This is a genomic window from Pseudomonas sp. HMSC067G02, from assembly GCF_001813485.1.
Lineage (GTDB): Bacteria > Pseudomonadota > Gammaproteobacteria > Pseudomonadales > Pseudomonadaceae > Pseudomonas > Pseudomonas aeruginosa.
Genome location: NZ_KV812666.1, coordinates 193,328 through 217,799, shown reverse-complemented (window position 1 = coordinate 217,799; position 24,472 = coordinate 193,328). Strand labels below are relative to the sequence as shown.

The following is a 24,472-nucleotide window of genomic DNA, read 5'->3' as shown; positions in this document are numbered from 1 at the left end:
ATACAGAAAGGCGCGATGTTGGCCCAGCGGCTACAGCGGGTAAGCAGGAATATTCCGAAATCCGTCTTCCATGAGTCGGACAATCCGGAATTAAGGCACAAGGCCATCTGGGCGTGCCGAAAAACCTAACACAGACTTTTGGATTAATCCGTTAGATGGCACGCTTTCTCGACGAACTGCAACAAGCCCCATCGTTGGTAAGGTACTCATCGCGGCAAAAAGAAAGGGCCGGCTCCCATGGGAAAGCCGGCCCCGGATACTGCTCGTCGCAGGCGCTGCATCAGCCGCGCTGGTAGACGATTTCCTTGGTGCCGCCGTCGCAGGTGCCGACTACCTTCTTGTCGGTGACGCTGCCCTTGTCGACGATTTCCAGGGTGTAGGCAGGAACGCCGTTGGCCTTGATCTTCGCATCGATCTCGGCTTTCAGTTCCTCACAGGGCTTGGCGGCGAATGCGCTGCCCGCCACGGCAAACAGGCCGACTGCCAACATCAACTTCTTCATGAACACATTCCCTCGTTGCATGGATGAAGACCCGAACGGGTCAGGCTTGCCAAATGCGGCAAGGTTGAGACGAGCGCGCCGCCCATGGAGGCACGCCGCCCTCATAGCCTGTGCATGATCCGGCGAAGCGGAAAGACGCGGTGGCCTTCCCAGGGCGCTGGCGATCGTGGACAGGTTTCCAGGGTGCCATCAGCTATTGGCGATACGGAACCCTACTTTCAGGGTCACCTGGTAATGGCCGACGGCGCCGTTCTCGATGTGCCCGCGGGTATCCACCACCTCGAACCATTCCAGATGCTGGATGCTCTTCGCCGCTTCGGCGAGGGCGTTGTTGATGGCGTCCTCGATGCTGGTCTTGGACGAGCCGACCAGTTCGATCTTCTTGTAGGTGTGGTGATTGGACATGAACTCTCTCCCCGGACGATGCCTGGTTCTTCGCGCCCGACGGGCGCCTCTGTTCAATGGACACTAGCCGAGCCGGAAAAGTGCAGCAAATCGCCAGCGCTCAGCCTGCCAACTGCTCCCGCAACCATTGCGCCAGGCGCCCGGCACGCGGATCGTGCAGGCGCGCCGGTACCCACAGGGCCAGGCGCGCATCGGTCTCGATGAAGCCCCAGGGCGCCGCCAGGCGGCCCGCGGCGAGATCGTCGCGGACCAGCGCCTCCGGGGCGATGGCCACGCCGAGGCCCGCCACCGCCGCTTCCAGCAGGTAGTAGAGATGCTCGAACCCCTGGCCATAGCGCAGCGCCTCCGCCGCCAGCCCCTGGCTCGCGGCCCAGGCCGGCCAGGCCTGGGGTCGCGAGGCGGTATGCAGCAGCGGCTCCTGCAACAGCCGCGCGGCGGGCGCCTGGGCCAGGCCGGTTTCCTGCGCCAGGCGCGGGCTGACCACCGGGCCCATGCGCTCGGGCGCCAGTTCGAAGACCTGCATGTCCGCCGGCCAGGGCGGCTCGGCGAACCAGAGCATGGCGTCCAGGCCGGGACGACGCGGATCGAACTCGCCCTCGCTGGTGGACAGTTGCAGGCGCAGGTCGGGGAGGGCACGGTTGAGCTGGTCCAGTCGCGGGATGAACCAGCGCGCCAGCAGGCTGCCGGGTACGCCGAGGACGAACGGGGCCTCGGCGGTCTGCCGGCGCAGCTCGGCACAGACGCCACGCAGTCGCTCGAACGCATCGCCGCAGGCGTCACGCAGGCGAACGCCGGAATCGGTGAGTTTTACGCCGCGCCCATCCTTGCCGAACAGGGCCACCCCGAGATCGTCCTCGAGCAACCGCACCTGCCGGCTCACGGCGCCATGGGTAACGTGCAGTTCCTCGGCCGCCAGGCTGATGCTGTGCAACCGGGCAGCGGCTTCGAAAGCGCGCAGGGCATTCAGGGAAGGGAGGTCGCGGCTCATGGCTATTCGTGAGTTTTCCTGACAGGTTTGAGCAATCTTATCGGTTTCTTTTACCCGGCGGGGGGATTAGATTCTGCCCATACGTCATTTCCTGGAGCCCTCCATGACTTCCTATCGCAACGGCCCCGACGCCAAGGGCCTGTTCGGCCGCTTCGGCGGCCAGTACGTCGCCGAGACCCTGATGCCGCTGATCCTCGACCTCGCCCGCGAGTACGAGAAGGCCAAGGACGACCCGGCGTTCCAGGAGGAACTGGCCTACTTCCAGCGCGACTACGTCGGTCGACCGAGCCCGCTGTACTTCGCCGAGCGCCTGACCGAGCACTGCGGCGGGGCGAAGATCTACCTCAAGCGCGAGGAGCTGAACCATACCGGCGCGCACAAGATCAACAACTGCATTGGCCAGATCCTCCTGGCCCGGCGCATGGGCAAGAAACGCATCATCGCCGAGACCGGCGCCGGCATGCACGGCGTGGCCACCGCCACCGTCGCCGCGCGCTTCGGCCTGCAGTGCGTGATCTACATGGGCACCACCGACATCGACCGGCAGCAGGCCAACGTCTTCCGCATGAAGCTGCTGGGCGCCGAGGTGATCCCGGTGACCGCCGGCACCGGTACCCTGAAGGACGCCATGAACGAGGCGCTGCGCGACTGGGTGACCAACGTCGACAGCACCTTCTACCTGATCGGCACGGTCGCCGGCCCGCATCCGTACCCGGCGATGGTCCGCGATTTCCAGGCGGTGATCGGCAAGGAAACCCGCGAGCAACTGGCCGAGAAGGAAGGGCGCCTGCCCGATTCGCTGGTCGCCTGCATCGGCGGCGGCTCCAACGCCATGGGCCTGTTCCACCCGTTCCTCGACGACGCCGGGGTGCAGATCGTCGGCGTGGAAGCCGCCGGCCACGGCATCGACACCGGCAAGCACGCGGCTAGCCTGAACGGCGGGGTTCCCGGCGTGCTGCACGGCAACCGCACCTTCCTGCTGCAGGACGCGGATGGCCAGATCATCGACGCACACTCCATCTCCGCCGGCCTCGACTATCCCGGCATCGGCCCGGAACACGCCTGGCTGCACGACACCGGCCGCGTCGAGTACACCTCGATCACCGACGACGAAGCCCTGGAGGCCTTCCACACCTGCTGCCGCCTCGAAGGCATCATCCCGGCGCTGGAAAGCTCCCACGCCCTGGCCGAGGTCTTCAAGCGCGCGCCCAGCCTGCCCAAGGAGCACATCATGGTGGTGAACCTGTCCGGTCGCGGCGACAAGGACATGCAGACCGTCATGCACCACATGCAACAGGAGTCGAAAGCATGAGCCGCCTGCAGACCCGCTTCGCCCAGCTCAAGCAGGAAAACCGCGCCGCCCTGGTGACCTTCGTCACCGCCGGCGACCCGGACTACGCGTCTTCCCTGGAAATCCTCAAAGGCCTGCCGGCGGCCGGAGCCGACGTGATCGAACTGGGCATGCCGTTCACCGATCCGATGGCGGACGGCCCGGCCATCCAGTTGGCCAACATCCGCGCCCTCGAAGGCGGCCAGACCCTGGCCAGGACGTTGCAGATGGTCCGCGAATTCCGCAGCGGCGACAGTGAGACGCCCCTGGTGCTGATGGGCTACTTCAACCCGATCCACCACTACGGCGTCGAGCGCTTCATCGCCGAGGCGAAGGAGGTGGGGGTGGACGGCCTGATCGTGGTCGACCTGCCGCCGGAGCACAACGAAGACCTCTGCCACCCGGCCCAGGCCGCCGGCCTCGACTTCATCCGCCTGACCACCCCGACCACTGGCGACCAGCGCCTGCCGACGGTGCTCGAAGGCAGTTCCGGGTTCGTCTACTACGTGTCGGTGGCCGGCGTCACCGGCGCCAACGCGGCGACCCTGGAGCACGTCGAGGAAGCGGTGGCGCGCCTGCGCCGGCATACCGACCTGCCGATCGGTATCGGCTTCGGCATCCGCAGCGCCGAACACGCCGCCGCGGTCGCGCGGTTGGCCGACGGCGTGGTGGTCGGCTCGGCGCTGATCGACCGGATCGCCAAGGCCCGCGACAATGCCCAGGCGGTCAAGGATGTCCTCGCCCTGTGCGGCGAGCTGGCCGAAGGCGTGCGCAACGCACGCTGACAGACCCTGACAGCGGCATTCGCCAGGCGCAGGCAACCCGCTGCGCCTGGCCTTGCGTTGCACGCTGCCAGAACCGTGAGGAAAAATTCACGGTCACTTTCAGAAACGTCTTATTGTCCGCCGACTCTGCCGAAGCCTTGAATAGCGCCTCACCCAAATAGCCAACGCATTCAAAGAAGGTTCGCATGAGTAAGGTGCTGATCGTCGATGATCATCCCGCTATCCGCCTGGCCGTGCGCTTGCTGTTCGAGCGCGACGGTTTCACCATCGTCGGCGAGGCCGACAACGGTGCCGAAGCCCTGCAGGTAGCCCGCAAGAAGTCTCCCGACCTGGCCATCCTGGACATCGGCATCCCCAAGATCGACGGTCTCGAAGTGATAGCCCGCCTGAAGTCCCTGAAGCTGGACACCAAGGTCCTGGTCCTGACCCGGCAGAATCCGGCGCAGTTCGCCCCGCGCTGCCTGCAGGCCGGCGCCATGGGCTTCGTCAGCAAAAGGGAAAACCTCTCCGAGCTGCTGCTCGCCGCCAAGGCCGTGCTGGCCGGCTACATCCACTTCCCCACCGGGGCGTTGCGCAGCATCAACCAGCAGAGCCGCGACAACGAGGCCCGCATGCTGGAAAGCCTTTCCGACCGCGAGATGACCGTGCTGCAGTACCTGGCCAACGGCAATACCAACAAGGCCATCGCCCAGCAGCTGTTCCTCAGCGAGAAAACCGTGAGCACCTACAAGTCACGCATCATGCTGAAACTCAACGCCCATTCCCTGGCCGGCCTGATCGATTTCGCCCGCCGCCACGAGCTGATCTGAGGATCCCATGCGAACGTTCGACCTGACCGCCGCCCTGGGCGACCGCGCCAACCAACCGGAGATCAGCCGCCTGCTCGTCGCGCAGCTGATGACCAGCAACAACGAAGACACCCGCAAGCTGCGACGCGCCCAGGAGCGCGAGCAGACCCAGGAACTCAACGAGCTGGCGCACCGCCTGGCGGGCATGGCCTCGCTGATCCACGCCCACGCCGTGGAACGCGCCTGCCACCAACTGGAGATCGCCTGCGGCGAAAGCTCCGTGCGCAAGCTCGCCGATGCCGTCGACGACCTGGTGACGGCACTGGGCGAGCTGCAATGCGAACTGCACGACTGGATGACGATGACCGCGCCTCAAGGCACGGCGAAGTCATAGCGTTGCGGGCCTTCGTCCAGGATCGACAGGTCCAGCGGGCGAATGGCTCCCATCCAGATGGCTCGGTCGCGATGGTCGAGCAGATCGTTGCCGGTGACCGGGTGGATGAACACCACCAGGTCCTGCCGATGGATGGCCAGCCAGGGCACCAGCTCGCCGAACACCTCGGGAGCGAATGCCAGCTGGCAGCTCCAGTCCGGATGCGGCCCTACCGGCCGCTCATGGACCCGCCCCATCTTCAGCGGAAAGCGCCGCGCCGCCTCTTCGCAAAGGGCGCGGGCTCGCTCGATGCTCTGCGCATCGAAATAGACGTGAGCATGGAAGCCCTGGATGCGGGGGGTGGAATACTCGTTCATCGTCACCTCTTCAAGCGCCGCCGGCCTGCAACTCGGCCTGCAGCCAGTCGACGAAACCGTCGACCAGCCGCTGGCGCCGCTTGCGCTCCGGCAATACCGCATAGTACCCGTATCGCGACAGGCAGCTCTCGCCAATGGGCCGGCAAAGCAGCCCCTGTTCGAGCAGGCCGTCGACCAGGTGGCGCCAGCCGATGGCCACGCCCTGGCCGGCGATGGCCGCCTGGATCAGCAAGGTGTAGTTGTCGAAGCTGAGCACCGCCGGAATCGGCTGCCGATCGATGGCCAACGCTTCGAACAACGCCGGCCAGTCGAACCAGCGGGCGTGCTGCGCCGGCTTCAGATGCAGCATCGGCAGGCGCGCCAGGTGCGCCTTGGCCAGCGGCAACTGCAATCCCTCGACCAGCCGCGGGCTACAGACCGGGAACACCTCCTCGCGAAACAGCCGGTGCGCTTCGCCGTGCTTGGAACGACCGTCGCCGAACAGGATCGCCACGTCGATATCGCCGCGCTGGCCGGCCAGGCCGCGCTCGCTGGTCACCAGGCTCACGTCCAGGTGCGGATGGGCCTGGTGGAAGCGCGGAAGGCGCGGCATCAGCCAGTAGGCAGCGAAGGCGTAGTCGGTGGCCACCTGGAGCACCTCGTGGCGCTGGCGCGCGCCCAGCGCGGCGATGCCGGCATCGATCGTCTCGAGGCCGGCGGCCACGTGGCGGAGCAGGAGCTGGCCGGCGTCGGTGAGCACGATGCCTCGATGGACGCGCTGGAACAGAGGGGTCGCCAGCTCTTTCTCCAGGCGTTTGATCTGCTGGCTGACCGCAGGCTGGGTGGTCCCCAGCTCCTCGGCGGCAGCGGTGAAGCTGAGCTGGCGGGCGGCGGACTCGAATACCCGGAGCAGGTCGAGGGACAGCGGCATGAGGCGTTCTCCCATAAGCCAGGCTTATCCAACGCATCCAGCCCCATGCGGTTTACCAGGGATTTCGATGCACTGATGATCGACGCAGCACTATCGCATAACCCAATCGCATGGGATAAGCCGCCCGATGAAGACCTCGCCGAACATCCTGTTCATCATGGCCGACCAGATGGCCGCGCCGCTGCTGCCGCTTCACGATCCGCGCTCGGTGCTGCGCATGCCTCACCTCTCGCGCCTCGCCGAACGGGCCGTGGTGTTCGACTCGGCGTACTGCAACAGCCCGCTCTGCGCGCCGTCGCGCTTCACCCTGGTCAGCGGTCGCTTGCCTACCCGCATCGGCGCCTGGGACAACGCCGCCGACTTCGCCGCCGATACCCCCACCTACGCCCACTACCTGCGCAACCTCGGCTATCGCACGGCGCTGTCGGGCAAGATGCACTTCTGCGGTCCCGACCAGTTGCACGGCTACGAGGAACGCCTGACCAGCGACATCTATCCGGCGGACTATGGCTGGGCGGTGAACTGGGACGAGCCGGAGGTGCGCCCGAGCTGGTACCACAACATGTCCTCGGTTTTGCAGGCCGGTCCCTGCGTGCGCACCAACCAGCTGGACTTCGACGAGGAGGTGGTGTTCAAGGCCCGCCAGTACCTCTACGACCATGTTCGCCAGCACGCCGGCCAGCCATTCTGCCTGACCGTGTCGATGACCCATCCGCACGACCCCTACAGCATCCCGGCGAGCTACTGGAATCTCTACCGCGACGAGGACATCCCGCTGCCGCGCCAGCGCTTCGCCCAGGAGGAGCAGGACCCTCATTCGCAACGCCTGCTGAAGGTCATCGACCTGTGGGACAAGCCGTTGCCCGAGGAGCGCATCCGCGCCGCCCGGCGTGCCTACTTCGGCGCCTGCAGCTACGTCGACGCGCAGATCGGTGCGCTGCTGGCGACCCTGGAGGAATGCGGGCTGGCCGACGACACCATCGTGGTGTTCTCCGGCGACCATGGCGACATGCTCGGCGAGCGCGGCCTCTGGTACAAGATGCACTGGTTCGAGATGGCCGCGCGCGTGCCGCTGCTGGTCCATGCGCCGGCGCGCTTCGCGCCGCGCCGCATCGGCGCTTCGGTATCCACCGTGGACCTGCTGCCGACCCTGGTGGAGCTGGCCGGCGGCCAGGTCGATCCACGCCTGCCGCTGGAAGGCCGCTCGCTGCTGCCGCACCTGCGCGACGGCAGCGGGCATGACGAGGTGATCGGCGAATACACCGCCGAGGGCACCCTCAGCCCGCTGATGATGATCCGCCGCGGCGACTACAAGTTCATCTACTCCGAGCAGGACCCCTGCCTGCTCTACGACCTGCGCAACGACCCGCAGGAGCGCGAGAACCTCGCCGCCAGTCCGGCCCATCGCGGAACGTTCGAGGCGTTCCTCGACGAGGCCCGGCGACGCTGGGACATCCCCGCGATCACCCGCGCCGTACTCGACAGCCAGCGCCGCCGACGTCTGGTGGCCGCCGCGCTGGCGCGAGGGCGGCTGGCCAGTTGGGACCACCAGCCGTGGGTCGACGCCAGCCAGCAGTACATGCGCAACCATATCGACCTGGACGATCTCGAGCGCCGCGCGCGCTTCCCGCAACCCTGAGCACGAGGGCACTTCCATGAACCGGCTTCCCACCTGCCTGCTGGCCGCCACCCTGTTCCTGGGCAGCGCCTCGCTATACGCCGAAGACCCCGCCTGTGCCCGCGTCAGGCTGGCCGATCCAGGCTGGAGCGATATCGCGGTGACCAACGCCACCGCCGCGTTTCTCCTGGAAAGCCTCGGCTACCAGGTGAAGATCGATACCCTGTCGGTGCCGATCATCTATGGCGGCCTGCGCGACGGCCAGGTGGACGCCTTCCTCGGCGGCTGGATGCCCGCGCACCAGGACTATCACGACAAGTTCGTCGCCAGCGGCCAGGTCGAACGCCTCGCTCGCAACCTCGATGGCACCCGCTTCACCCTGGCGGTGCCGCGCTACGTCTGGGACGCCGGCGTACACCGCTTCGAAGACCTCGCCGCGCAAGGGCAACGCTTCAACCGCAAGCTGTACGGGATCGGCTCCGGCGCGCCGGCCAATCAGTCGATCCAGAAGATGATCGACGCCAACCAGTTCGGCCTCGGCGACTGGAAGCTGGTGGAGTCCAGCGAGCAGGCGATGCTCGCCGAACTCGGCCGGGCCGAGAAGCGCCAGCGCTGGCTGGTGTTCCTCGGCTGGACGCCACACCCGATGAACATCCGCCATGACCTGCGCTACCTGGAAGGCGGCGAGCAGTACTTCGGCGACCGCGGCCAGGTCTACACCCTGGCACGCAAGGGCTACGCCGCGCAGTGCCCGAACCCGGCGCGGCTGCTGGCCAACCTGCGCTTCGACCTGGACATGGAGAACCGCCTGATGAGCGACGCGCTGGAAGGCACGGCGACTCCGGCCTCGGCGACCCGCGCCTGGCTCAAGGCCAACCCGCGGGTGCTCGAGGCCTGGCTGCAAGGGGTGACCAGCCGCGACGGCGGCGACGCCCTGGCCGCGGTTCGCGGCCAGCCATAGCGCCATGTGGACGCGCCTGCTGCCGTTCCTCGCCTGGCTACCGGGGCTACGCCGGGGCACGCTCGGGCGCGAGGCCTGGGTCGGCCTGAATGGCGCGATCCTGGCACTGCCGCAATCGATGGCCTATGCGCTGATCGCCGGCCTGCCAGCGGAGTACGGCCTGTACGCGGCGATGCTGCCAGTGGCGATCGCCTGCCTGTGGGGCTCGTCGCGCTACCTGGTGAGCGGTCCCACCGCGGCGATCTCGGTGCTGCTGTTCAGTTCGGTGGCCCCGCTGGCGCCGCTGGGCAGCCCGCAATACGTCCAGGCCGTGCTGCTGCTGACCTTTCTCGCCGGCGCCTTCCAGTGGCTGCTCGGCGTCCTGCGCGTCGGGTCGCTGGTCAATTTCGTCTCGCATTCGGTGATGCTCGGCTTCACCCTTGGCGCGGCGCTGCTGATCGTCCTCGGCCAACTGCCCTATCTTCTCGGCCTGGCCGCGAGCGGGGAGGGCGCAGCGCCGGGAAACGGCTGGCGGCTGCTGGCGCGGTTCGCCGAGTTCGATGGCCCATCGCTGCTGGTGGGCGGCTTCAGCTTCGCGCTCAGCCTGCTGGTCAGGCGCCTGCGACCGCGCTGGCCGGCCCTGCTGCTTGGCTTGCTGGGCGGTGCCACGCTGGTCTGGGCGCTACCCGGGACCTTCGCCTCGGTAGCCCATGTGCAGGCCTTATCGAGTGCACTGCCGGGTTGGAATCCGCTGGTCTTCGATCCCCGATCGATCCTCGACCTGCTACCTGCGGCGGTGGCCTGCGGCATGCTCGGGCTGGTCACCAGCCTGTCGATCGCCCGCGCCCTGGCCGCGCGCCAGGGAGACGCGTTCGATGCCAACCAGGAGGTCCGCGCCCAGGGTCTGTCGAACCTGCTCGGGCCTTGGCTGTCGGCGAGCCTGTCGGCGGGTTCCTTCACCCGCTCCGGGCTCAATCTGGAAGCCGGTGCGCGCTCCCCGCTGGCGGGTGCGTTTTCGGCGCTCTGGGTGGCACTGCTGGCCGTGCTCGGTGCGCGCCTGATCGAACATGTACCGTTGCCGGCGATGGCCGCAGGCATCCTGCTGATCGCCTGGGGCCTGATCGACCGCCCGGCGCTCCGCGCGCTCTACCGCAGCGGCCGCGCCGAATGCCTGGTGGCCGGCCTAACCGCCCTGGCCACGCTGCTGTTGCCGCTGCAGAACGCCATCTACGCGGGAGTGCTGGCGTCGCTGTTCTTCTACCTGCGGCGCACCTCGACACCACGCGTACTGCGCCAGCGCAACGACGAGGAAGAGGTGCTGCGCATCGAAGGCTCGATCTTCTTCGGCGCCTGCGACTACCTGCAACGCCTCATGCGCCAATGCGACAGGCCACGGCTGGTGCTGGACGCCCGCCAGGTGAACTTCATCGACTTCGCCGGCGCAGTGCTGTTGCAGCAGGAAGCCCGCCGCCTGCACGCCGAGGGACGCTGCCTGGTATTGCGCCACGCTCGCCCGCAGGTCCGCGAAGCGCTGGGCCGGCAGGCCGACGAAGGCTGCCGCCTGCACTACGAAGGCTGACGCTCAGGGCGCCGCCGGCGATGTCGGTGCGCTGTCGCCGGGCAGCAGTTGCGGCGATTCCCGCTGCAGCTTGTCGCGCATCATCTCCAACTGTCCAAGGGCGGCGCGAGCCTCGTCGATTTCCTCGGCGCTGCGCTCGCCACCCTGTTCGGCCGCCTCGATCCGCGCGCGGATTTCCGGGATCTGCTGTACGCCGCTGGTGTAGGCCTGTACCAGTTCGCGGGTCTGTCGTTCCTCGAAGGCCTGGTACTGCTTCGGATCGGCCAGCTCCTGCGCCGTCGCGCCCTGGCGTGGTTGCAGGCCGCCGAGCGGCGGGCTGCGCGGGTCGCCCTCGTCGCGCAGCATCTGCATGAACTGGATCGCCTGCTCGCGATCCAGTTCCGCCACCGGCGGCTCCGCCTCGTACGCCGGTGCCACCGCTTGCGATCGTACCGGCGCCAGCGGCGGCGGACGGTCGTCGACCGCGGGCAGCGCCGCAACCGTCCTGGCTGGCGGCGGAGAAGACGAGGAAGCGGCCATATCGGCGGGCGCCAGCAACACGCCGGCGCAGGCCAGGGCGATCGCCAGCCCGCTGCAGCCGAGGGCAACGCCGAGCCAGCGCTTCACAGGCCTTCCACCCTGGCGCCGGCCAGCAGGTTGCGCAGGCGCGTCTCGAACTGTGCTGCCAGTTGCTCGCGCGCCACCGCCTGGTTCACCTCGAAGCGCACGCTGCGGTCGTCGAGGGGCAACTGGCGATCCTCGCGGCTACGCACCCGGACGATCTCGAACGCGCCGTCGATGCGCATCGGCTGGGAAACCGTATCGGCCTTCTGGATCAGCGCAGTCTTGCGCAGCAGGTCGAGCCGGCCGTCCTGGGGCCGTATCAGGCCTAGGTCGCCGGGCGGGTCGCGGTCCCTGTCGTCGGCCAGGGAATAGCGGCGTACCGCCTCGTCGAAGGCCAGGCCGTTGCGCAACTCGGCGTAGACCTTGTCCGCGCTCGCCTGGTCGGCCAGGCGGATATGCGCCGCCTGCACCTGCGCGACGTTGCGGTAACGCTCCAGGTTGCGCCGATAGTAGGCCTCGGCGTCCTTGTCGCTGACCTTGCCGGCGAGTTCCCGCAGCGCCTCGGACTCATGGTGGAAATCACTGTAGAGGCCGATCTGGTGCAGATAGCGATGGCGCACCAGCTTGTCCCGCACCAGGGTCCTCACGCCCTGCCGCTCTGCCGGGCCGAAGCCGTCCCGGGCCAGGCGGTACCAGAGGTAGTCGCGGCGGATGCGGGTCTGGACCTGGCGCGCCAGGTAGGCGAGGTTGCCCTGCTGCAATTCCACCTGGCCCTGGACGTTGTCGCCTTCGTACAGCGATAGCAGGTCGAGGACCTGTGCCGGCTGGCCGGGAAACTGCCAGCCGATCAGCTCGACCCCGGCCGCCTCGCGGCGCTGCGTCTCATCCAGCAGCAGGCTGTTTTCCACCAGGCCGCGGCTCCTCGGCGCCAGCACCTCGCGCAAACGCTCCGCGCTCAGGGCCCGGGGCTGGCGCAGGTATGGCCCGAGGTCCTCGCGGTAGCGCCTGCCGTATACCTGTTCGAGCAGGTTGCCGGCCTCGATCTCCACGCTGGCGTCGAGATCGGCGCGGCTCTGCGCGGTGAGCTGGTCTTCCACCGCGCGCGCCAGCAGGCGGTTTTCCACCAGGCCGCGGCGCAACTGCTGCGGGTCGGTGTTGAACTTGACCCGCGACAGGGCTTGCTCGAGCAGGTCGACGCTTTTCCCCGGCAGCACCTCGCCGTCGATCCGCAGATCCTGCGGCGCCTTGGCGGGGACGCCATGGGCGCTCCACGCCAGCAGCCCGAGGGCGACCCCGCACAGTGCGCGACGCCAGCCCCGAGCGCGGTCAGAGAGCAGTCTGTGCATCGAAGCTGTTGGCGCCCTTGGTCAGTACGGTGACGGTCAGGGCGATGGACTCGGGAATCAGCTCCTTCGCCACCCGCAGGCGCGTCTCGTAGCTGGTGTCGTAGAGCGGCTCGGGACGCGCGTAGGCGACCTGGCCGGTCTGGGTGAGCAGGTCGCGGATGCTCTTGCTCGGATCGTAGCGCCCCACCAGGTTGGCCACCGCCGCCGGGTCGTTGAGCTTCTCGCTGGCGTAGTGGTCGTCGACCCAGCCTTCCCAGCTGGAATGGCCGTTGGCCGAGGTGATCCACACATGGTGCGGCTGGGCCACGTCGCCGGTGGCGTGCAGGGCATAGCCGATGGTTTGCAGCGAAGGCGCGGCGCGGAACTGCTCGAACCAGTAGGTGGCGAGGTTGTCGATCGGCTGGAAGGCGGCGGTCTGGAAGTCGCCGTAGTGCTCCTGCCAGTCCGAGCGGGTGCCCTGGCGGTAGTGCGCCTCGGTGGTGTCGAAGTCCTCGCGCTTCAGCTCGCGGTTGTAGAGATAGACCATGGCGTACCAGTCGACGTCGGCGATGCCGCCGTCGACCTTGTGGTAGCGGTAGTCGTAGCCGCCGTGGGGGTTGCCATGAGAGTCGCCGTCGCGGGCCAGGTTGAGGAAGTGCCAGTACGAGGTGTAGTTGACGATGCCCGAAGCCGCGCCCCACAGCGGCGCGTGTTCGTAGCCGACCCACCAGCCCCCGAGACGGGTGTCCTTGAAGTCGTCCACGTCGAAGGCCGCCTGGCCGAGGATCTCCCCGGCCTGCGCCTCGCTGCCGGCGGCGCTCACGTAGAACCGGTAGGCCTGACGCATCTCCTCGGTGGCGTAGGAGGAGTTCATGAAGGCCAGGGCGTCCTTGACGATGTTCTTGTGGGTCGGTTGCGACCAGGCGTTGGCCTGGCTGGCGATGGCGCAGATGCAGAGACCGGCGGCCAGGCGGGCGAAGGTTTTCATCGGCAGCGCTCGAGAGTGAGTGAAGCCTGAAGTCTTAACCCGGTTTTGTGATTCCTACATGTCAGATGGAAACCGATTTGAGACGTACGTCTCAAATGCTGCCTGACAACTCAGACAGTTGCCAATTGCCGGCGCAGCGTCTCCAACACCGGCGCCGAGGCAGGACGCACGCCACGCCAGAGGAAGAATGCCTCGGCGGCCTGCTCCACCAGCATGCCCAGGCCATCCAGGGTACGCGCCGCACCGCGTTCGGCGGCCCAGCGGTTGAAGGCGGTCGGTTCCTTGGCATACATCATGTCGTAGCAGACGGTACGGCCGGGCTCGATCACGCTCTGCGCCAGCGGCGGCACGTCGCCGGCAAGACTGGCCGAGGTGCCGTTGACGACCAGGTCGAAAGGCCCTTCGACCTCGGCGAAACCGCAGCCGCGCACCGCGCCGAGATCGGCGAACCGCTCGGCCAGATCCACGGCCTTCCGCGCCGTGCGGTTGGCGATCAGCAGCTCCGCCGGGCACTCGCCGAGGAAGGGTTCGAGCACCCCGCGCACCGCACCGCCGGCGCCGAGCAGGAGAACCCGCTTGCCGCGCAGCTCGACCCCGGCGTTCGCCGTCAGGTCCCGCAGCAAGCCCGCGCCGTCGGTGTTGTCGCCGCGCAGGCGACCGTCGGCCAGGCGGATCAGGGTGTTCACCGCCCCGGCCCGGGTGGCCCGCTCGCTCAATTCGTCCACCAGACGATAGGCCTCTTCCTTGAACGGCACGGTGACATTGGCGCCCTTGCCCTGCTCGAAGAAGCGCCGGGCGAACCCGGGGAAATCGTCCAGCGGCGCCAGCTGCGCGTCATAGACCAGCGCCTCGCCGGTCTGCTCGGCGAACAGGCGGTGGATCAGCGGCGACTTGCTATGGCCGATGGGGTTGCCGAATACGCAATAGCGGTCCATGGGTCGTTCCTTTGCCGGGGTGGGACGGGACGAGCGGACTCGTCCCCTGCGGGCTGGTCAGGGCTGGCCGGCGAGCCAATCGCGGTCGGCGAGGAAATACTCGGTCAGGCGCGCTTCCTCGCTGCCCGGCTCGGGTTTCCAGTCATAGCCCCAGCGCACCTGCGGCGGCAACGACATCAGGATCGATTCGGTACGGCCGCCGGACTGCAGGCCGAACAGGGTGCCACGATCGAAGACCAGGTTGAACTCCACGTAGCGACCGCGACGATAGGCCTGGAACTCTCGCTGCCGTTCATCGAACGGCGTGTGCTTGCGGCGCTGGACGATCGGCAGGTAGGCGTCGATATAGGCATCGCCGATGGCGCGGATGAAGGCGAAGCAGGTGTCGAAGTCCCACTGGTTGAGGTCGTCGAAGAACAGGCCGCCGATGCCGCGCGGCTCGTTGCGGTGCTTGAGATGGAAGTAGCGGTCGCACCATTCCTTGTAGCGCGGGTAGACGTCCGCGCCGAACGGCGCGCAGGCGTCGCGAGCGACCCGGTGCCAATGCACGCAGTCTTCCTCGTGGGCGTAGTAAGGGGTCAGGTCGAAGCCGCCGCCGAACCACCAGACCGGCTCCTCGCCTTCCTTCTCGGCGCAGAAGAAACGCACGTTGGCATGGGAAGTCGGCACGTGGGGGTTTTCCGGATGGATCACCAGCGACACACCGAGCGCCTGGAAACCGCGCCCGGCCAGTTCCGGCCGATGGGCGCTGGCCGAGGGCGGCAGGCTATCGCCGAAGACGTGGGAAAAATTCACTCCGCCCTTCTCGATCAATGCGCCGTCGCCGATTACCCGCGTCCGTCCGCCGCCACCGGCCGGACGCTCCCAGGCGTCCTCGGCGAAGCGGGCCTTGCCGTCCTCCGCCTCGAGGGCGGCGCAAATGCGGTCTTGCAGGTCGAGCAGGTAGGTTTTGACAGCGGCGATACGGTCGGTCACGGAGTTCACCTTGGAGCGGGGAGGCCGCGCGGGGCGCGGGCTGGCGACGAAACGAGGGCGCAAGCATACCACCCTGGATGGGTAGCCGGCGCTTGACGGCCGTCAAGGGGAAGGCTTGGATGAAGGCCTTTACCCAGGGTCGCCCACCCGGCGCGACCGTCCGAAACCCTGACGAAGCAGGAGTTCCAGCATGGCCAAGCGCATCCAGTTCGCTGCCTACGGCGGCCCCGAAGTCCTCGAATACCGCGACTACCAACCCGCCGAGCCGGGCCCCCGGGAAGTCCGCGTGCGCAATCGCGCCATCGGCCTGAACTTCATCGACACCTATTACCGCAGCGGCCTCTATCCGGCCCCCGGCTTACCCTCGGGACTGGGTAGCGAAGGTGCCGGCGAGGTCGAGGCGGTGGGCAGCGAAGTGACCCGTTTCAAGATCGGCGACCGCGTCGCCTACGCCACCGGCCCGCTGGGCGCCTACAGCGAACTGCATGTGCTGGCGGAGGAGAAGCTGGTCCACCTGCCCGACGGCATCGACTTCGAACAGGCCGCCGCGGTGATGCTCAAGGGGCTCACCACCCAATACCTGCTGCGCCAGACCTACGAACTGCGGGGCGGCGAAACCATTCTCTTCCATGCCGCCGCGGGCGGCGTGGGCCTGTTCGCCTGCCAATGGGCCAAGGCCCTTGGAGTGCAACTGATCGGCACCGTCAGCTCGCCGGAAAAGGCGCGCCTGGCCAGGCAGCACGGTGCCTGGGAGACCATCGACTACAGCCACGAGAACGTGGCGCGGCGGGTGCTCGAACTGACCGACGGGAAGAAGTGCCCGGTGGTCTACGACTCGGTGGGCAAGGATACCTGGGAAACCTCGCTGGACTGCGTGGCGCCGCGCGGCTTGCTGGTCAGCTTCGGCAACGCCTCGGGGCCGGTGACCGGGGTCAACCTCGGCATCCTCTCGCAGAAGGGTTCGCTGTACGTGACCCGGCCGACCCTGGGCAGCTACGCCGATACCCCGGAAAAACTCCAGGCGATGGCCGACGAGCTGTTCGGCCTGATCGAGCGCGGCGACATCCGCATCGAGATCAACCAGCGCTTCGCCCTGGCCGAAGCAGCCAGGGCGCATACCGAACTGGCCGCACGGCGAACCACCGGCTCGACCGTACTGTTGCCCTGAAGCGCGTACTCAGGCCGGGCGGATGACCTGCCCGGTCACCAGGTCGCGGATCAGGCTGGGGTTGCGGCGCCCGCCAAGGGCGCCGCCGAGGATAGCGTCCAGCTCGTCGTGGAAGTATTGCTCCACCCGCAGCCGCGTGCGCGCCGCCGGGCGCCCGGCCGGATTGGCCGAGGTGGAGATCAGCGGACCGGTGAGATGGCACAGTTCCTGTACCAGGGGGTGGTCGGTGACCCGCACGGCGACGCTGTCATGGACGCCGGTGACCCACTCCGGCAGGCGCTCCTGGTGCGGCACCAGCCAGGTGTTCGGCCCCGGCCAGGTACCGGCCAGGCGGTCCAGCCAGACGTCCGGCAGGTCTTCGAGAAGGAAGTCGAGCTGGTGGATGTTCGCCGCCACCACGATCAGGCCCTTTTCCACCGGCCGCGCCTTCAGCGCCAGCAGGCGATACACCGCATCCTCGTTCCACGGGTCGCAGCCGAGCCCCCATACCGCCTCGGTGGGATAGGCGATCACGCCGCCCTCGCGGACGACCCGGGCGGCGCATTGCGCACGAAAGCTGCTGATCATCGACTCACTCCAGCGGACAGGGTGCGCGAAGTGTACGGTTTCAGCCGGAGCGATGCACCCAGGTGCCGGCCTCGCAGGCGACCCGGCCGTCGAGTTCCAGTTCGCTGAGCGTCGCCAGCACGTCGGGCAGCGTCATGCCGCTGGCGGCAGCCAGGCCTTCGCTGGTGTAGGGCGCGGCGCGCAGCAGCGCCAGCAAAGGGTGGGGCAGGGGCTGCGCCGGCGCTTCCGCTGGCTCCGCCTGCGCCCAGCCGCGCAGTGCTTCGAGCACGTGCCCGACGCTTTCCACCAGCAGCGCGCCATCGCGAATCAGTTGGTGGCAGCCACGTGCGCCGGGATGGTGGATGGAACCCGGAATGGCGTACACCTCGCGACCCTGTTCCGCCGCCAGCCGCGCGGTGATCAGCGAGCCGCTGGCGGGACTTGCCTCGACCACCAGCACACCCAGCGAGAGTCCGCTGATGATGCGGTTGCGCCGGGGAAAGTTTGCCGGCAGCGGCGGACTGTCCAGCGGCAGCTCCGAGACCAGCGCGCCGCCACCCTCGACGATGCGCCGCGCCAGCGCCTCGTGGCGCCGCGGATAGAGCCTGCGCAGGCCGGTGCCGAGGACTGCCACGGTCGCGCCGCCAACCTCCAGCGCGCCCTCGTGGGCGGCGCCATCGATTCCCAGGGCCAGCCCGCTGGTGATGGCGAAGCCGCCCTGCGCCAGGCTGCGCGCAAAGCTCCGGGCGGTGCCCAGCCCGGCGGGGCTGGCGCGGCGGCTGCCGACCATCGCCAGTTGCGGCCGTTCCAGAGTCTCCGGGGTGCCTTCGACGTACAGCAGCGGCGGGGCATCGGCGACTTCGGCGAGCAGTGCCGGGTATCCCGGGTCGTCCCACATCAGCAGGTGCCTGCGCGGACCTTCCAGCCAGCGCAGGGCTTCACCCGCCGCTTCCCGCACCGCCGGGCTGCGCCGCGCGGCAGCGGCCTCGGCAGGCACTCCCAGGGTGCGCCAGGCGCCGGCTGGCGCGGCAAGCGCGGAAGAGGCCGAACCGAAGGCCTCGATCAAGCGCAGGAAGCGCATGGGTCCCAGTTCGGGCAGGCCATGCAGGCGCAGCCGTGCTTCCAGTTCGGCTGGAGAATGGTTCTTCATCGCGACTCATCCATAGCAGGCAGGTCCATCGCTGACAGGAAGAGGGGAAGGGTCCGGCTTCCATCCTGGAAACCGTCGTATGAAATTTCCTTCCCCCAGAAACGCGAAACCCCCGCCGAGGCGGGGGTTTCGAGTCAGGGATTCTGCACCCTGTCGGTTACCGAGAGCGGCCTGCTGGCCATCAGAACCAGGGCGTAGCTCAGCTTCTTGTAGGTACGGAACACCATCAGCAGGCCGGCGCGTTCGTCGGGAATCTTCACCGACTCACCGGTAACGCGGTCGCGCACCGTCTCGCCGACCTTGTAGATCGCCAGCACGTTGCCCTCGGCCAGCCCGTCGCGCTGGCCACGGTTCAGGGTGACCACGTCGAACTGGCCGATCTGGGTCACGCCGCGCGGTACGTCGATGATTTCGCCCTTCACCTCGCGGCTCGGCTCGCCGGGCATGAAGGTGGAATTCACCGCACGCTCCTCGGTGGGGAACAGGCGGTCGCCCAGGCGCACTTCCTGGGTGGTGCGGGTCAGCGCCAGGGTCGCGACGTCGCCTTCGGTGGCTACCACCTCGCCGCCGCCGATGTCGTCGGCGTTGATGCCGAGGACTTCCTTGGTCTTCGGATCGATGTAGACCTTGCCCTGGCGGAAGATGCCATAGGCCGGCTGGCCGTCGGCGAACTTGCCGCGGGCGTAGATGCGGTCGCCGGTGCCGCTGACGATCCGCTCGGCGTTGCCGGCGACGATGTACGGCGCACTGGTGAAGGTCTTCTCGTCATCGACGATGCGGTTGGCCAGCAGGAAGCTGTTGATCTTGTCCAGCGGGATGGTCGGGATAGCCTCGGCGATCGGCGTGCTGCGGATCTTCGGCGACAGCTTGATGGTCCCGCGCGATTCGCCACGGTTCAGCACCAGGCGCGGCTGGCCATCGACGTAGACCAGGCTGAGGGTGTCGCCGGGGTAGATCAGGTGGGGATTCTGGATCTGCGGGTTGGCGTGCCAGAGTTCCGGCCACTTCCATGGCTGGCGGAGGAATTTCCCCGAGATGTCCCACAGGGTATCGCCCCTGACCACCGTGTAGCGGTCCGGATGCCCTTCCCTGAGGTCGACCTGGGCCTGCGCCAGACCGCTCGCGGCAAGGAGCAGAAGGGCGACTAGTGATTTCCTCATGCAGTGAATCCCTTTATCATGTCGACATACGCGAAACGCCCGAAGCCCGCGAGAAACGCGGTCTGAAGCCGTTTTCAAGCTGCGCGCCATCTTAGCAGCGGATTTTCAATCGATTCCACAAGTGCATCACAAACGCATATGGCCATCCTGAACATTCTCGAATTCCCCGATCCGCGCCTGCGGACCATCGCCAAACCGGTGGAGGTGGTCGACGACGCGGTGCGCCAGCTGATCGACGACATGTTCGAAACCATGTACGAAGCCCCGGGCATCGGCCTCGCCGCGACCCAGGTGAACGTGCACAAGCGCATCGTGGTCATGGACCTCAGCGAAGACAAGTCCGAGCCGAGGGTATTCATCAACCCCGAGTTCGAACCGCTGACCGAGGAAATGGACCAGTACCAGGAAGGCTGCCTGTCGGTACCCGGCTTCTACGAGAACGTGGACCGACCGCAGAAGGTCCGGATCAAGGCCCTCGACCGCGACGGCAACCCCTTCGAGGAAGTCGCCGAAGGCCTGCTGGCGGTATGCATCCAGCACGAATGCGACCACCTCAACGGCAAGCTGTTCGTCGACTACCTGTCCACCCTCAAGCGCGACCGCATCCGCAAGAAGCTGGAAAAGCAGCATCGACAGCAGGCGTGACCCCATCCCCCAAAGGCTTGCCCCGGCAAGCCTTTTTCTTTTAGCGAGCCCCGCATGAGCCAAGCATTGCGCATCGTCTTCGCCGGAACCCCGGAATTCGCCGCCGAGCATCTCAAGGCCCTGCTCGACACCCCACATCGGATCGTCGCCGTCTACACCCAGCCCGACCGGCCGGCCGGCCGCGGGCAGAAACTGATGCCCAGCGCGGTGAAGAGCCTGGCCCTGGAGCATGGCCTACCGGTCATGCAGCCGCAGAGCCTGCGCAATGCCGAGGCCCAGGCGGAGCTGGCGGCGCTGCGCGCGGACCTGATGGTGGTGGTCGCCTATGGCCTGATCCTGCCCCAGGCGGTACTCGATATCCCGCGCCTGGGCTGCATCAACAGCCACGCCTCGCTGCTGCCGCGCTGGCGCGGCGCCGCGCCGATCCAGCGCGCGGTGGAAGCCGGCGACGCGGAGAGCGGCGTCACCGTGATGCAGATGGAAGCCGGGCTCGACACTGGCCCGATGCTGCTCAAGGTGAGCACGCCGATTTCCGCCGCGGACACCGGCGGCAGCCTGCACGACCGGCTCGCCGCGCTCGGCCCGAAAGCGGTGGTCGAAGCCATCGCCGGCCTGGCCGCCGGCACCCTGCATGGCGAGGTCCAGGACGACGCCCTGGCCACCTACGCGCACAAGCTGAACAAGGACGAGGCACGCCTCGACTGGAGCCGTCCGGCCGTCGAACTGGAGCGCCAGGTCCGCGCCTTCACCCCGTGGCCGGTCTGCCACACCAGCCTCGCCGATGCTCCGCTGAAAGTCCTCGGCGCCAGCCTGGGGCAGGGTAGCGGGGCGCCCGGAACCATCCTCGAGGCCAGCCGCGACGGCCTGCTGGTCGCCTGCGGCGAAGGCGCCCTGCGCCTGACCCGTCTGCAATTGCCGGGCGGCAAGCCACTGGCCTTCGCCGACCTCTACAACAGCCGTCGCGAGCAATTCGCCGCCGGCCAGGTGCTCGGCCAATGAACCCGCGTCTCGCCGCCTGCCAGGCGCTGGCCGCGGTGCTCGCCGGACGCGCCTCGCTGTCTGGCGCGCTGCCGCCGCAACTGGACAAGGTCGCCCCGCGCGATCGCGGCCTGACCCAGGAGCTGGCCTTCGGCGCGGCGCGCTGGCAACCGCGCCTGCAGGCCCTGGCCGCGCGCCTGTTGCAGAAGCCGTTCAAGGCCGCCGACACCGATATCCACGCCCTGCTGCTGATCGGCCTCTACCAGTTGCTCTACACGCGGATTCCGCCGCACGCCGCGATCGGCGAGACCGTCGGCTGCGCCGACAAGCTGAAGAAGGGCTGGGCCAAGGGCGTGCTCAACGCCGTGCTGCGCCGCGCGCAGCGCGAAGGCGAGACGCTGCTGGCCGAGGTCGACCGCGATCCCTCGGCGCGCCTGGGCCATCCGCGCTGGCTGCTGAAAGCGCTCAAGCAGGCCTGGCCGGAGCAACTCGACGCGCTCTGCGCGGCGAACAACGCACACCCGCCGATGACCTTGCGGGTCAATCGGCGCCATGGCGAGCGCGATGCCTACCTGGCCGAACTCGCCGAAGCCGGGATCGAGGCCCGCGCCTGCGACTACAGCCGCGACGGCATCCAGCTCGCCGCGCCGCGCGACGTACGCGAACTACCGGGCTTCGCGGAGGGCCGCGTCAGCGTCCAGGACGAAGCCGCGCAACTGGCCGCCGAGCTGCTCGAAAGCGCGCCCGGCCAGCGTGTCCTCGACGCCTGCTGTGCGCCTGGCGGCAAGACCTGCCACCTGCTGGAAACCCAGCCGGGACTGGCCGAAGTGGTCGCCGTCGACCTCGAGGAGAGCCGCCTGGTAAGGGTTCGGGAAAACCTCCAGCGGCTCGGCCTGCAAGCCAGCCTGGTCGCCGCCGACGCCAGGGCCACCGGGGAGTGGTGGGACGGCAAGCCGTTCCAGCGCATCCTCCTCGACGCGCCGTGCTCGGCCACCGGGGTGATCCGCCGCCACCCGGACATCAAGCTGGCGCGCAAGCCGGAAGACATCGCCGCCCTGGCGCACCTGCAAGGTGAATTGCTCGACGCACTGTGGCCTACCCTGGAAGTCGGCGGCGTGCTGCTCTATGCCACCTGTTCGGTGATGCCGGCGGAAAACAGCGACAGCATCGCCGCCTTCCTCGCCCGTACGCCCGGCGCCCGCGAACTGGACCTTCCCGGCCCCTGGGGCATGAAACAGCCCCACGGCCGCCAGTTGTTGCCGCAGGTGGAAGGCCACGATGGCTTCTACTATGCCAAGCTGATCAAGATATCCGCCCGTTGATCGAAACCTGACGAGCCGTTCCTGCCATGAAAATCATCATCCTAGGTGCCGGCCAGGTCGGCGGCACACTGGCCGAGCACCTGGCCAGCGAAGCCAACGACATCACCGTGGTCGACACCGACGGCGACCGCCTACGCGACCTCGGCGACCGCCTCGACATCCGCACCGTGCAAGGCAAGGCCTCGTTCCCCACGGTGCTGCGCCAGGCCGGCGCCGACGACGCCGACATGCTGGTGGCGGTGACCAATAGCGACGAAACCAACATGGTCGCCTGCCAGGTCGCCTACACCCTGTTCAACACCCCGACCAAGATCGCCCGCGTCCGCGAGCCGGCCTACCTGACCCGTACCGGCCTGTTCGACAACGAGGCGATCCCGGTGGACGTGCTGATCAGTCCGGAGCAGGTGGTCACCAACTACATCAAGCGCCTGATCGAACATCCCGGCGCGTTGCAGGTGATCGACTTCGCCGAAGGCAAGGCGCAACTGGTCGGCATCAAGGCCTACTACGGCGGCCCTCTGGTAGGGCAGGAGCTGCGCCAGTTGCGCGAGCACATGCCGAACGTGGATACCCGCGTCGCCGCGATCTACCGCCGCAACCGGCCGATCATTCCCCAGGGCGACACGGTGATCGAGGCCGACGACGAAGTCTTCTTCATCGCCGCCAAGGCCCATATCCGCGCGGTAATGGGCGAGATGCGCAGGCTCGACGACAGCTACAAGCGGATCATCATCGCCGGCGGCGGCAATGTCGGCGAGCGCCTGGCCGAGGCCATCGAGAGCCGCTACCAGGTGAAGATCATCGAGCGCAGCCCGCTGCGCTGCCGGCACCTCTCGGATACCCTGGACAGCACCATCGTGCTCAACGGCAGCGCTTCCGACCGCGACCTGCTGCTGGAGGAGAACATCGGCGAGACCGACGTGTTCCTCGCCCTGACCAACGACGACGAGGCCAACATCATGTCCTCGCTGCTGGCCAAGCGGCTCGGCGCGAGCAAGGTGATGACCCTGATCAACAACCCGGCCTATGTCGACCTGGTGCAAGGCGGCGAGATCGACATCGCCATCAGCCCGCAACTGGCGACCATCGGCACCCTGTTGGCCCACGTTCGCCGCGGCGACATCGAGAGCGTACACTCGCTGCGCCGCGGCGCAGCCGAAGCGATCGAGGTGGTGGCCCATGGCGACGCCAAGTCGAGCAAGGTGATCGGTCGCTCGATCAACGAGATCAAGCTGCCGCCGGGCACCACCATCGGCGCGCTGGTGCGCGACGAGGAAGTGCTGATCGCCCACGGCGACACCCACATCGAGAGCGGCGACCACGTGCTGCTGTTCCTGGTCGACAAGAAATACATCCGCGACGTCGAGCGACTGTTCCAGGCCGGCCTGACGTTCTTCTGAGGCACGCCCTATCGCGAACGGCGATAGGGCTTCGGCCTACGAACACGAAGGGGCCGCGTGCCTCCTTCGCAACGGCCGAAGCCCCCTGTTCCGTGCAAAGCCTGGCCGGAGCCGGGCACAATGGCCGACATCGTTGGAAGAGGGCAGGATGATGATCGAAGGTCTGGAAAAGATGCTGGCCAAAGGCGTGGACAATGCGCTGCTGCGCTTCGGCCTGGGCAAGGGCTACCTGGACGCGGGCGACGCCGAACGCGCGACGGAACACCTCCAGCGTTGCGTAGAGCAGGACCCGAAGTATTCCGCTGGCTGGAAACTGCTGGGCAAGGCGCGCCAGGCTGCCGGCGATCTCGCGGGCGCCCGGCAGGCCTGGGAGCAAGGCCTGGCAGCTGCCGCGACGCATGGCGACAAGCAGGCCGAAAAGGAAATGACGGTGTTCCTGCGCAAGCTCGACAGGGCGAGAACCTGAGCGTCCGGCCGAGGCTCGCGCTTCCCCGGCCAGGACGGAGTACAGCGCGTTCTCTCCACCCGTAGGCCGGAGTTCCGGCAGACGGGTCGGGCGTCCTCATCCAGCGCTGGCGGAACGGTTCGAGCACGCCCCGACGACACTTTTACAAAGACCTGTTCCACACATTCGTAGGCAACTTCTGTCAACGATGTAGCCTGCATCCCGAACGCCCAACACCCCATTGAGCGACCGCTGCCGGCCCTCTAGCTTCGACTCATCGCTTCGGTCCAAGCCCGA

26 protein-coding genes are annotated in these 24,472 nt (G+C 67.7%); 13 read left to right on the top strand and 13 right to left on the bottom strand.

Features of this window, described 5'->3' with window-relative positions:
- Positions 1–280 precede the first annotated feature (280 nt).
- The 3 genes from HMPREF2914_RS13325 to trpI all read right to left on the bottom strand — a co-directional run bounded on the left by HMPREF2914_RS13325 (position 281) and on the right by trpI (position 1,895).
- Positions 281–508 carry a DUF1161 domain-containing protein gene (locus HMPREF2914_RS13325; protein WP_003097347.1) on the bottom strand — a complete coding sequence of 76 codons (228 nt, stop codon included), beginning with the start codon at positions 506–508 and terminating at the stop codon, positions 281–283.
- Positions 509–691: 183 nt separating this feature from the next.
- Positions 692–907, bottom strand: coding sequence for a dodecin (locus HMPREF2914_RS13320; RefSeq protein WP_003097345.1), 216 nt, complete (start codon positions 905–907; stop codon positions 692–694).
- Positions 908–1,007: 100 nt separating this feature from the next.
- Entirely contained in the window at positions 1,008–1,895 is an 888-nt protein-coding gene (trpI, locus tag HMPREF2914_RS13315) for a trpBA operon transcriptional activator TrpI (RefSeq protein ID WP_003122282.1), read from the bottom strand.
- Positions 1,896–1,998: 103 nt separating this feature from the next.
- Between trpI and trpB the strand changes: the two genes are divergently transcribed.
- From trpB to HMPREF2914_RS13295, 4 genes are all read left to right on the top strand, one after another.
- Entirely contained in the window at positions 1,999–3,207 is a 1,209-nt protein-coding gene (trpB, locus tag HMPREF2914_RS13310; protein ID WP_003097340.1) for a tryptophan synthase subunit beta, read from the top strand.
- Positions 3,204–4,010 (top strand): tryptophan synthase subunit alpha, encoded by an 807-nt coding sequence (trpA, locus tag HMPREF2914_RS13305; protein WP_003120671.1) that lies wholly within the window; start codon positions 3,204–3,206, stop codon positions 4,008–4,010. The genes trpB and trpA overlap by 4 nt, the downstream gene beginning before the upstream one ends.
- A gap of 185 nt (positions 4,011–4,195) precedes the next feature.
- Complete coding sequence (locus HMPREF2914_RS13300) at positions 4,196–4,819, top strand: response regulator transcription factor (RefSeq protein ID WP_003111192.1); 624 nt, start codon at positions 4,196–4,198, stop codon at positions 4,817–4,819.
- 7 nt (positions 4,820–4,826) lie between these two features.
- Positions 4,827–5,192: an Hpt domain-containing protein gene (locus tag HMPREF2914_RS13295; protein ID WP_003097330.1), complete on the top strand. Its 366-nt coding sequence runs from the start codon at positions 4,827–4,829 to the stop codon at positions 5,190–5,192.
- On the opposite strand, the gene HMPREF2914_RS13290 is transcribed toward HMPREF2914_RS13295, so the two are convergent.
- Both HMPREF2914_RS13290 and HMPREF2914_RS13285 read right to left on the bottom strand, forming a co-directional pair.
- Complete coding sequence (locus HMPREF2914_RS13290; RefSeq protein WP_003114635.1) at positions 5,171–5,548, bottom strand: DOPA 4,5-dioxygenase family protein; 378 nt, start codon at positions 5,546–5,548, stop codon at positions 5,171–5,173. The genes HMPREF2914_RS13295 and HMPREF2914_RS13290 overlap by 22 nt on opposite strands.
- Positions 5,549–5,558: 10 nt before the next feature.
- Positions 5,559–6,473, bottom strand: coding sequence for a choline sulfate utilization transcriptional regulator (locus tag HMPREF2914_RS13285; protein WP_003122286.1), 915 nt, complete (start codon positions 6,471–6,473; stop codon positions 5,559–5,561).
- 112 nt (positions 6,474–6,585) lie between these two features.
- On the opposite strand from HMPREF2914_RS13285, the gene betC reads away from it, so the two are divergent.
- Genes betC through HMPREF2914_RS13270 form a run of 3 tightly spaced genes read left to right on the top strand, consistent with a single transcriptional unit; the run spans position 6,586 to position 10,595 of the window.
- Positions 6,586–8,097: a choline-sulfatase gene (betC, locus tag HMPREF2914_RS13280; protein ID WP_003097323.1), complete on the top strand. Its 1,512-nt coding sequence runs from the start codon at positions 6,586–6,588 to the stop codon at positions 8,095–8,097.
- A 16-nt stretch (positions 8,098–8,113) separates the two neighbouring features.
- The gene (locus HMPREF2914_RS13275) at positions 8,114–9,037 is read left to right on the top strand and encodes a choline ABC transporter substrate-binding protein (protein WP_003097322.1); all 924 of its coding nucleotides are present in this window, start codon (positions 8,114–8,116) and stop codon (positions 9,035–9,037) included.
- A 4-nt stretch (positions 9,038–9,041) separates the two neighbouring features.
- Positions 9,042–10,595 carry a SulP family inorganic anion transporter gene (locus HMPREF2914_RS13270; protein WP_023092229.1) on the top strand — a complete coding sequence of 518 codons (1,554 nt, stop codon included), beginning with the start codon at positions 9,042–9,044 and terminating at the stop codon, positions 10,593–10,595.
- Between the two features lie 3 nt (positions 10,596–10,598).
- Here HMPREF2914_RS13270 and HMPREF2914_RS13265 read toward each other — a convergent pair whose 3' ends face one another.
- From HMPREF2914_RS13265 to hemF, 5 genes are all read right to left on the bottom strand, one after another.
- A complete protein-coding gene (locus HMPREF2914_RS13265; protein WP_023092228.1) occupies positions 10,599–11,201 on the bottom strand; it encodes a hypothetical protein in 603 nt (200 codons plus the stop codon).
- Positions 11,198–12,484, bottom strand: a complete 1,287-nt coding sequence (locus HMPREF2914_RS13260) for a peptidylprolyl isomerase (RefSeq protein ID WP_023092227.1) — start codon at positions 12,482–12,484, stop codon at positions 11,198–11,200. The genes HMPREF2914_RS13265 and HMPREF2914_RS13260 overlap by 4 nt, the downstream gene beginning before the upstream one ends.
- Entirely contained in the window at positions 12,465–13,451 is a 987-nt protein-coding gene (locus tag HMPREF2914_RS13255) for a phospholipase C/P1 nuclease family protein (protein ID WP_003097316.1), read from the bottom strand. Before HMPREF2914_RS13255 ends, HMPREF2914_RS13260 begins: the two co-directional genes overlap by 20 nt.
- Positions 13,452–13,561: 110 nt before the next feature.
- On the bottom strand, positions 13,562–14,386 hold the full coding sequence (gene aroE, locus HMPREF2914_RS13250; protein ID WP_003097314.1) for a shikimate dehydrogenase: 825 nt from the start codon (positions 14,384–14,386) through the stop codon (positions 13,562–13,564).
- A gap of 57 nt (positions 14,387–14,443) precedes the next feature.
- Positions 14,444–15,361, bottom strand: coding sequence for an oxygen-dependent coproporphyrinogen oxidase (gene hemF, locus HMPREF2914_RS13245; RefSeq protein ID WP_003097311.1), 918 nt, complete (start codon positions 15,359–15,361; stop codon positions 14,444–14,446).
- Between the two features lie 190 nt (positions 15,362–15,551).
- Between hemF and HMPREF2914_RS13240 the strand changes: the two genes are divergently transcribed.
- On the top strand, positions 15,552–16,529 hold the full coding sequence (locus tag HMPREF2914_RS13240; protein ID WP_023092226.1) for an NADPH:quinone reductase: 978 nt from the start codon (positions 15,552–15,554) through the stop codon (positions 16,527–16,529).
- Positions 16,530–16,538: 9 nt separating this feature from the next.
- Here HMPREF2914_RS13240 and HMPREF2914_RS13235 read toward each other — a convergent pair whose 3' ends face one another.
- From HMPREF2914_RS13235 to HMPREF2914_RS13225, 3 genes are all read right to left on the bottom strand, one after another.
- Entirely contained in the window at positions 16,539–17,096 is a 558-nt protein-coding gene (locus HMPREF2914_RS13235; protein ID WP_003097300.1) for an L-threonylcarbamoyladenylate synthase type 1 TsaC, read from the bottom strand.
- Positions 17,097–17,136: 40 nt separating this feature from the next.
- Positions 17,137–18,225, bottom strand: a complete 1,089-nt coding sequence (gene dprA, locus HMPREF2914_RS13230) for a DNA-processing protein DprA (RefSeq protein WP_023092225.1) — start codon at positions 18,223–18,225, stop codon at positions 17,137–17,139.
- Positions 18,226–18,359: 134 nt separating this feature from the next.
- Entirely contained in the window at positions 18,360–19,385 is a 1,026-nt protein-coding gene (locus tag HMPREF2914_RS13225; RefSeq protein WP_003097294.1) for a LysM peptidoglycan-binding domain-containing protein, read from the bottom strand.
- Positions 19,386–19,523: 138 nt separating this feature from the next.
- On the opposite strand from HMPREF2914_RS13225, the gene def reads away from it, so the two are divergent.
- The 5 genes from def (at position 19,524) to HMPREF2914_RS13200 (ending at position 24,196) form a co-directional block, all read left to right on the top strand.
- Positions 19,524–20,030, top strand: a complete 507-nt coding sequence (gene def, locus HMPREF2914_RS13220) for a peptide deformylase (RefSeq protein WP_003097293.1) — start codon at positions 19,524–19,526, stop codon at positions 20,028–20,030.
- A 54-nt stretch (positions 20,031–20,084) separates the two neighbouring features.
- A complete protein-coding gene (gene fmt, locus HMPREF2914_RS13215; protein ID WP_009316076.1) occupies positions 20,085–21,029 on the top strand; it encodes a methionyl-tRNA formyltransferase in 945 nt (314 codons plus the stop codon).
- Positions 21,026–22,330: a 16S rRNA (cytosine(967)-C(5))-methyltransferase RsmB gene (gene rsmB, locus HMPREF2914_RS13210; RefSeq protein ID WP_023092224.1), complete on the top strand. Its 1,305-nt coding sequence runs from the start codon at positions 21,026–21,028 to the stop codon at positions 22,328–22,330. Before fmt ends, rsmB begins: the two co-directional genes overlap by 4 nt.
- A 26-nt stretch (positions 22,331–22,356) precedes the next feature.
- Entirely contained in the window at positions 22,357–23,730 is a 1,374-nt protein-coding gene (gene trkA, locus HMPREF2914_RS13205) for a Trk system potassium transporter TrkA (RefSeq protein ID WP_003111375.1), read from the top strand.
- A gap of 148 nt (positions 23,731–23,878) precedes the next feature.
- Positions 23,879–24,196 (top strand): tetratricopeptide repeat protein, encoded by a 318-nt coding sequence (locus tag HMPREF2914_RS13200; RefSeq protein WP_003097288.1) that lies wholly within the window; start codon positions 23,879–23,881, stop codon positions 24,194–24,196.
- Positions 24,197–24,472 lie beyond the last annotated feature (276 nt).

Excerpts from the sequence above, each read along its gene's own strand:
- HMPREF2914_RS13320 (WP_003097345.1), bottom strand. The coding sequence starts at position 907 with ATGTCCAATCACCACACCTACAAGAAGATCGAACTGGTCGGCTCGTCC.
- trpI (WP_003122282.1), bottom strand. The coding sequence starts at position 1,895 with ATGAGCCGCGACCTCCCTTCCCTGAATGCCCTGCGCGCTTTCGAAGCC.
- trpB (WP_003097340.1), top strand. The coding sequence starts at position 1,999 with ATGACTTCCTATCGCAACGGCCCCGACGCCAAGGGCCTGTTCGGCCGC.
- trpA (WP_003120671.1), top strand. The coding sequence starts at position 3,204 with ATGAGCCGCCTGCAGACCCGCTTCGCCCAGCTCAAGCAGGAAAACCGC.
- HMPREF2914_RS13300 (WP_003111192.1), top strand. The coding sequence starts at position 4,196 with ATGAGTAAGGTGCTGATCGTCGATGATCATCCCGCTATCCGCCTGGCC.
- HMPREF2914_RS13295 (WP_003097330.1), top strand. The coding sequence starts at position 4,827 with ATGCGAACGTTCGACCTGACCGCCGCCCTGGGCGACCGCGCCAACCAA.
- HMPREF2914_RS13290 (WP_003114635.1), bottom strand. The coding sequence starts at position 5,548 with ATGAACGAGTATTCCACCCCCCGCATCCAGGGCTTCCATGCTCACGTC.
- HMPREF2914_RS13285 (WP_003122286.1), bottom strand. The coding sequence starts at position 6,473 with ATGGGAGAACGCCTCATGCCGCTGTCCCTCGACCTGCTCCGGGTATTC.
- betC (WP_003097323.1), top strand. The coding sequence starts at position 6,586 with ATGAAGACCTCGCCGAACATCCTGTTCATCATGGCCGACCAGATGGCC.
- HMPREF2914_RS13275 (WP_003097322.1), top strand. The coding sequence starts at position 8,114 with ATGAACCGGCTTCCCACCTGCCTGCTGGCCGCCACCCTGTTCCTGGGC.
- HMPREF2914_RS13270 (WP_023092229.1), top strand. The coding sequence starts at position 9,042 with ATGTGGACGCGCCTGCTGCCGTTCCTCGCCTGGCTACCGGGGCTACGC.
- HMPREF2914_RS13260 (WP_023092227.1), bottom strand. The coding sequence starts at position 12,484 with ATGCACAGACTGCTCTCTGACCGCGCTCGGGGCTGGCGTCGCGCACTG.
- HMPREF2914_RS13255 (WP_003097316.1), bottom strand. The coding sequence starts at position 13,451 with ATGAAAACCTTCGCCCGCCTGGCCGCCGGTCTCTGCATCTGCGCCATC.
- aroE (WP_003097314.1), bottom strand. The coding sequence starts at position 14,386 with ATGGACCGCTATTGCGTATTCGGCAACCCCATCGGCCATAGCAAGTCG.
- HMPREF2914_RS13240 (WP_023092226.1), top strand. The coding sequence starts at position 15,552 with ATGGCCAAGCGCATCCAGTTCGCTGCCTACGGCGGCCCCGAAGTCCTC.
- HMPREF2914_RS13235 (WP_003097300.1), bottom strand. The coding sequence starts at position 17,096 with ATGATCAGCAGCTTTCGTGCGCAATGCGCCGCCCGGGTCGTCCGCGAG.
- dprA (WP_023092225.1), bottom strand. The coding sequence starts at position 18,225 with ATGAAGAACCATTCTCCAGCCGAACTGGAAGCACGGCTGCGCCTGCAT.
- HMPREF2914_RS13225 (WP_003097294.1), bottom strand. The coding sequence starts at position 19,385 with ATGAGGAAATCACTAGTCGCCCTTCTGCTCCTTGCCGCGAGCGGTCTG.
- def (WP_003097293.1), top strand. The coding sequence starts at position 19,524 with ATGGCCATCCTGAACATTCTCGAATTCCCCGATCCGCGCCTGCGGACC.
- fmt (WP_009316076.1), top strand. The coding sequence starts at position 20,085 with ATGAGCCAAGCATTGCGCATCGTCTTCGCCGGAACCCCGGAATTCGCC.
- rsmB (WP_023092224.1), top strand. The coding sequence starts at position 21,026 with ATGAACCCGCGTCTCGCCGCCTGCCAGGCGCTGGCCGCGGTGCTCGCC.
- trkA (WP_003111375.1), top strand. The coding sequence starts at position 22,357 with ATGAAAATCATCATCCTAGGTGCCGGCCAGGTCGGCGGCACACTGGCC.
- HMPREF2914_RS13200 (WP_003097288.1), top strand. The coding sequence starts at position 23,879 with ATGATGATCGAAGGTCTGGAAAAGATGCTGGCCAAAGGCGTGGACAAT.